Source organism: Yersinia sp. Marseille-Q5920 (genome assembly GCF_946902935.1).
In the GTDB taxonomy this organism is placed as follows: Bacteria; Pseudomonadota; Gammaproteobacteria; order Enterobacterales; family Enterobacteriaceae; genus Yersinia; species Yersinia rochesterensis.
Genome location: NZ_CAMPQA010000009.1, coordinates 186,549 through 192,867 on the forward strand (window position 1 = coordinate 186,549; position 6,319 = coordinate 192,867).

Consider the following 6,319-nt stretch of genomic DNA (forward strand, 5'->3'; position numbering starts at 1 on the left):
TTTTATTATGGGAAATCAATTTCTTTGGGTATGGGAGCAGCCGCAGGATTCACCGATCTGTAGCGAAAAATCGAACTCGCGAACTATGGGTTCACCGCTCCAGTTTTTGAGCATCTCGATGGCGGTTTTCGCCATGATATCCAACGGCTGACGCACTGTTGTCAAGGACGGCACGTTATATTCAGACTCAATGGTGCCGTTAAAACAGACCAGCGCCAGATCTTTCGGGACGGTCAGATTATGCTCGGACATGGCCCGCAAACAACCAAAAGCCTGTAATTCGTTAGTTGTGAATAGCGCCTGCGGCAATGGCCCTTTCAGCATTTGCTGTGCGGCCTGATAACCCCCTGGGCGGGTGTATGTGGTCGGGAAAATCCACTCATTGCGCACCCTTAACCCCGCTTGTTGCAATGCATCGCGCCAGCCATTCAACCTATCTTGAGTATTGAGCATATCCAGCGGGCCGCAAATAATGGCGATATCGCGATGGCCATGTTCAATTAGATGCTGTGTTGCTTGAAACGCGGCGGCGCGTTCATCCACACGAATAGCACAGATTTGTTGTGCAGCATCGACGCGGTCGAGCATGACAAAGGGGGTGCCAGTGGTTTGAATTAATTCAATATAAGGATGGCGGTCAACACTGGTATACAACAAGCCATCAACCTGACGATGTAGCAGATTATTGATCAGTTCGCGTTCGCGCTGCCGGTCATCGCCCGCATCTCCCAATAACAACACTTGCCCGTTAGCAAAGGCTTCACGTTGCAGGGCGTGGGCCATGGAAGAAATAAAAGGGTTAGAAATATTGGGAACAATCAGACCATATGTTTGAGTGGTACCGCGAGCTAGTGATCGGGCTATTTCATTGGGGCGGTAACCGGTTTTTTGAATCGCATCAAGCACGCGCTGTTTGGTGGCCGAGGCGACTGGCCGTGGCCCATTATTGATGACGTAACTGACTACCGCGACAGAAGTGCCTGCTTCGCGCGCGACATCAGAACGTGTAATACGACGAGACTGCGGGTTAACCAAAGTTACCTACTTAATCTGAATACAGATGCCATACAACCCTTTCATTTACTTAATACAATATCGGGAATTAGGCTGCTGGCAAAGTCAAATGAAGGGGAAACGTGCCGTTGGGGCCGTAGCGATGCCAGTCGCCAGAATGCCCCAGGGTGCGGTAACCCTTCACTCACCTTATGATTAATAAGTTTGTCAGTAACTTCGAAACCTATTTTACGCGGTTAAATCGCATCTTCTGGCAAGTTGAGGTCACGCCCACGTGTTTCTGGGGCAAAGAACGTGGTGACAAACCCTATCCCGGCCATTACGGCGAAGTACAGCGCAATTGGCCACCAGTGGCCGGTGAATGTCAACATGGCCGCTGCTATCAATGGCGCAGTCCCACCGGACAAAATGGAGCCTAATTCTTTTGCGACTGCCATCTTGGTATAGCGGTTAGTCACACCAAACAGCTCCACACCCCACGCGGCTTGCACACCGAAGATACCCAGTGATGCTAAACCCATACCAACAATGATAGTCCCTATCACGAGAATAGGCTCGCGGGTTTCCAGCAGCATAAATGCCGGGAAAGCATAGATAATCAATAACAGACAGAACCAGCGATAGGTAATGCGGCGGCCAAAGCGGTCTGACAGATAACCCGCCAGTGGAATAATCAGGAAGCCCAGACAGGACGCGATGAACACCGCCATGGTTGGCACTGATTTATCCACCATCAGCACTTTGGCGACATAACCAATCATAAAGCCCTGAGCCAGATAAGACGGGCCGTTCTCGCCGATACGCAAGCCCACCATAATCCAGAATGATTTACTGCGCTGCCAGAAAGTGCGGTTATCCACTTCAACCGTATGCTCGCGCCCCAGTGCCAATGCTTGTTGACGCTGTTGTTCCAGCACCAGTTTTTGGCGTTCAAATACCGGGGTTTCGCGCATGTGGCGACGAATAAACAGTGCAGCACCGGCGATTAAAATGCTGGACAGGAATGGAATGCGCCAGCCCCAATCGAGCAGAGTTTGCTTATCCATTTGCAAGACCAGCAACCACACGAGTGCCGCCAGTAGTGTGCCGCTGTTAGAACCTAATGCAATAATAGACGAGACCAAACCGCGCCTTTTAGCAGGAGCATATTCCCCCAACATCACCGCACCACCAGACAGCTCAGCACCGGCTCCCAACCCTTGCATAAAGCGCAAGAAAGCCAGACAGGCCGGAGCCCACAAGCCGATAGAGGCGTAGCTTGGGATTAGACCAATCAGGGTGGTGGAGGCGCCCATCAAGGTGATGGTGGTAATCATGACCACTTTCCGGCCTTTGCGATCCCCTAATCTTCCGAACAGCAGCGCGCCAATAGGACGGGCAATAAAGCCGACGGAGTAGGTGGCAAAGCTGGACAATAACGCGATTGCAGGTGTTGCTTCAGGGAAGAAGACATCACCAAATATTATGCCAGCAGCTAAACCATAAAGTGCAAAGTCTGCATACTCCATGGCCGTACCGAGCCAGCACGAAAAGGTTGCGCGCCAAAAGTCTTTGCGACCCTCGGGCGTAGCCAAGCGCTCTTCTGCAGCCATGCTCTCTGATGGAGCATTGTCTGCCGCCGAGCTATTTAGTGAAGTCATTAAAAAGGTTCCCCTGGTGTTGAAGCATCATGTTCACGCGTCAATGCGTGTTTATTGGCCTTTACTCAGTCGTCGGGGTCAAACAAGTGAGACTGAGCTTGATAAGGAAATATTAGATAAAATTAATATTAACCAGTCCTTTTAGTGTATCTACCCGCGTAGATAGGTCAAATTAATTATCCTTACTTTAGTGATTGTTCACAAAATTGTCATATATCTGTTCGGTATTTACACGATTTTTGCGGGTGGGCGCAACAAAACTAGCGGTAAGTATCTTAAATTGGGTGCCCCTTACCGCTTTTATTTTGGCCGGATGTCATCACGCTGGCCAGGATAGATATTGACGTAGAAATTGCCGAGCTTCAGTCCGGTAATTATATCTAGATAATCGATTTTTTCTCGTTAAATATAATAATACCAAAGAGGTAGCCCGCGTTTTTATCGTTTAAAATGGATAGATTTATTGTCTGGATAAAATAAAAATAACGTTTAAACACTTTTATTGTGTTTGCTGTGATTAGAATTATCTGGAAATTAGTCTTTAACCGAGAGTATAAATAGCTGAGTGTATGAATGTCTCCTTGATTAAGTGAGAATAGCAATCATGTATATTTATCTCAGATTATACCCATTAGTTTATCTTACCGCGGCTTTTCTCCCCATCACTGCTCTTTGTGGGTCTGCTCGAGATTATTTGAATGCACCTATTGATGCGTGGCTTGGATTTTACAATGCAGGTTATTCATCATCGGTGACACCCGAAGATGGTATGGATATTACCTCTGATGTTAGGGCAAATGTATTATCTCAATCTTTTATGCTTACTCGGACGATGGATTACTGGGGGAGGACGGGCGGTCTTTCTTTGGTGCTCCCTTATCGCTATGTTGAAACCCATTCCGGTGACTTTCGCGCTTCTACTCGAGGAATCTCTGATATTGGCATGTTGTGGCAGATAAATTTATTTGGCGGCCCGGCATTGAGTCGCGAACAATTTCGATCTTTTATTCCTGAGACATTCTCCAGTTTTCATTTTTATCTTGGAACCCCATTGGGTGAATATGATGCTCACTCTGCTCTTAACCCGAGTTCAAACCGCTGGGTTTTCTCGCCGACAGTGAATTATAGTTATACGCCAGACCAAGGCTGGACGTGGCTTTAGACCTATATCACCACGACGGTATTTACCACTAATGATAATTATCAGGTCGCGGGTGCCTCTAAGCTCGGGCAAGATCCATTAGTTATCATTGAAGGTCATGCCAGCCGTAATATTACACCTGAAATATGGCTATCTTTGGATAGTTATTACAATGTCGGTGGTGAAACTCATATTGATAATCTCGCTCAGGATAATGCGGCCAATACCTTGAGATTAGGCACGGGAATCGGCATAAGAGCTTGGGGCGGCGGTGATATTATTGTGAATTACGAACGTGTTGTTGCTAAACCCTCACAGCAGCCTGAATCCCAAACTATCAGGATGACTCTACGCCAGTTTTGGTAAAAAACGAGTTTAACACCGAATAGCCATGCAGTTTTAGTGGAATATAATTTTATTTAAATAATGGCAACAAAAAATGTCGATAAATTAATTAAACACCGAGTTTGAACTCAAGGAATTGAAATTTAAATTTTTTGATACTTATCTTAGAGTCAATGTCTTCTAAGAAATTATTTTTAATTAATGTTTCATGTGGTTAGCATTTTTTATTATTTTTAATACAAGAATAATCTTGCCTTTTTATTGGTTTGGAATGATAAATAATAATAAAGATCTCAGCCAAAACTGTGACTCAGAAATAATGCAACTGTGATTTAGGTCGCTATATTCAGTGGTGGAATATAAATATATTAACGTCGTTTATATATTCTTTAAAAAACCAATAACTGGCATGTGTTATTTTCAATGTGAGGAGTGCAGATATGGAAAGACGTACATTCTTGAAAGGAGCTGCAGCGTTAGGCTTAGCTGCTGGGACATCCACCGCCGGAGCCGTGGCAGCAGGTAATGCAGCAACAGGAGAGCATGCATTGCCAGATAAAATAGCAGCTGCGCTGGCACGTTTTCGTGAAACTATTCCCGCTAATTTTGATAGAGCTTATGTAGAAAATGCCGTCGTCCCTTTCTTCCTGACTAGTTTTTATGAGGGTGAAAGGCCGATGCTACCAATGATCGATCTGAATTTTACTAAAGAGAACGCCTTACCTTATGACCTTTGGGGCTTGATTTATAAAGATTGGAAACCCACGCCCTCTGAAGGGGTGACGGTTTTTCTGCAAGGTTTAGAGGAACGTGGAGAACATAATCTTCGTAAACGTATCTATTTCACAGCAGTGACACCGGATCTGTACCGCCCGATGTATGGGGATAAAGTGGTGGCATTTTTCGATCAATTAATGGAGCCACAGTTCGCCAACAAACCCTTTATGCGCCACTATTTGGATTACTATTTTGATATTTATTGGGATCTACATTTAGGGGTTAAAGGTGATGCCATCCCGAAACAAGTCCGAGAGATTGGTGAGTCATTCAATACGGTATTAGCCTACCGTGATCCATTACAGCCGATTGTTTATGAAAACTACATGACAGTACGCAAACAACTCGATTTCCTCAAACAATGGATTGATGAACGTGTTGATGACATCAACAACGGGCGGACGGCTAATCCAGAAAAAACCATGGCGTGGTATTGGTTGAAAAATGCCGGTAATGGTGAAAACTTCAGTAAGAAAGATATCGTGTTTGAATGCTTCCATAACTTTGTGGCTTTCAGCCAGTGGGGCAATACCTTATTCGGTATTATGTCGCGGTTGAGTGAAAATGAAGGCGATCCGACAGTACGAGAAGCATTTAAAAAAACCATGAGTGGTGATTTCGATAATGCCAATGGTGCACCTTACACACCATTAGAATTATTTGTCATGGAGTTATTCCGCACTATCTCACCGAATGGCGGCAGTATTTCTGCGGTTGAAGATGCGCGAACCTCCGCTTATGGGGAGTCGCCTCACAAACGATTTGGTCTACCTTTTGAGCGCCACAGTTATATCAGCACACCACATACCAGCACCAGTTTTAGCCCTGTTCACTGGAAAGATCCTGACGATTTCTCCCCCGATCGCTATCTTAAAGTTCCCACTAGCGCTGAAATAACCGAAGAAAAATGTCAGCAAATTGGCCTTGCTCGTTGCCCGTTTGATATCACCTCACTGGAGGTAAAAGATGGCCGCAATGTTGCGGTGACGAACAGCGGTTTTGGTACAGTATTTGGTGTAGTAGACGGCAAAGCAAAACCTGTATGTGACTATGCAGGATTTGCACCTTTTGGGTTCAGTTATCGCCGCTGCCCTGGTGAGCAATTGACTATTCAGGTGTTTGAAGATTTTCTGCGTAAAGTATGGCGGGACAAAATTGTGTTCAATAAACTGCAACTGGGCAAACCAGGCCGAGTGCCTATTGGCCCCAATGCCGTCATTGATGACAATATTGGTTTTAGTCGTTAAGTCTCATTTTCCTTTCAAGCCCGCATTCGCGCTGGTGAATCCCCAGAAAAAAGGACAGGCATAGAGAAAATATGATCTACTGATTGTGCAACCAATTCAGCGAGATCAACTCTATGCCTGCCCGTAAAGTATGCCAGAACTTTTTCCGGGGCGCT

4 protein-coding genes are annotated in these 6,319 nt (G+C 45.7%); 2 read left to right on the forward strand and 2 right to left on the reverse strand.

What is annotated here, in order from left to right; translation table 11 throughout:
• Positions 1-15 precede the first annotated feature (15 nt).
• Together OVO64_RS14420 and OVO64_RS14425 are read right to left on the reverse strand one after the other, a co-directional pair.
• Complete coding sequence (locus OVO64_RS14420; RefSeq protein ID WP_050292411.1) at positions 16-1,011, reverse strand: LacI family DNA-binding transcriptional regulator; 996 nt, start codon at positions 1,009-1,011, stop codon at positions 16-18.
• Positions 1,012-1,250: 239 nt separating this feature from the next.
• Positions 1,251-2,654 carry an MFS transporter gene (locus OVO64_RS14425; RefSeq protein WP_038630672.1) on the reverse strand — a complete coding sequence of 468 codons (1,404 nt, stop codon included), beginning with the start codon at positions 2,652-2,654 and terminating at the stop codon, positions 1,251-1,253.
• 604 nt (positions 2,655-3,258) lie between these two features.
• Here OVO64_RS14425 and OVO64_RS14430 point away from each other — a divergent pair.
• Positions 3,259-3,816 carry a transporter gene (locus tag OVO64_RS14430; protein WP_230852390.1) on the forward strand — a complete coding sequence of 186 codons (558 nt, stop codon included), beginning with the start codon at positions 3,259-3,261 and terminating at the stop codon, positions 3,814-3,816.
• Between the two features lie 764 nt (positions 3,817-4,580).
• The gene (locus tag OVO64_RS14435; RefSeq protein ID WP_038630674.1) at positions 4,581-6,164 is read left to right on the forward strand and encodes a hypothetical protein; all 1,584 of its coding nucleotides are present in this window, start codon (positions 4,581-4,583) and stop codon (positions 6,162-6,164) included.
• The last annotated feature ends 155 nt before the right edge of the window (positions 6,165-6,319 follow it).